This is a genomic window from Vibrio sp. HI00D65, assembly GCF_001635455.1.
In the GTDB taxonomy this organism is placed as follows: domain Bacteria; phylum Pseudomonadota; class Gammaproteobacteria; order Enterobacterales; family Vibrionaceae; genus Vibrio.
In genome coordinates, this window is record NZ_LWEH01000436.1 from 1 (window position 1) to 268 (window position 268).

General features: G+C 44.4%; 1 pseudogene. It reads right to left on the reverse strand.

Features of this window, described 5'->3' with window-relative positions:
* Positions 1–62: 62 nt before the first annotated feature.
* Positions 63–268 (reverse strand): annotated as a pseudogene (locus A3712_RS21755) (hypothetical protein); the annotation flags it as partial.

Consider the following 268-nt stretch of genomic DNA (forward strand, 5'->3'; position numbering starts at 1 on the left):
AGCACATTGCGCTCGGCTTGGACGCCAGAGCACAGTTTTAAAAAGGCTAAACAAGTAGCTAGTTAACGGACGTAGTTCGCATCAACGCTGACATACCAGTGCTGAAGCGTGCCGTCCGTTTTTTTGATCCACAAATCGTTTGTGTAACTCTCGATCTTACCATTTACCGTTAGCTTAAACGTGTTTTCGTCGAACTCGCCAAGTTTTACAAACTGGTCTGTCGTAACCAAAAACGGGTCCATATCATCGATATCAACAGCATCTGAAA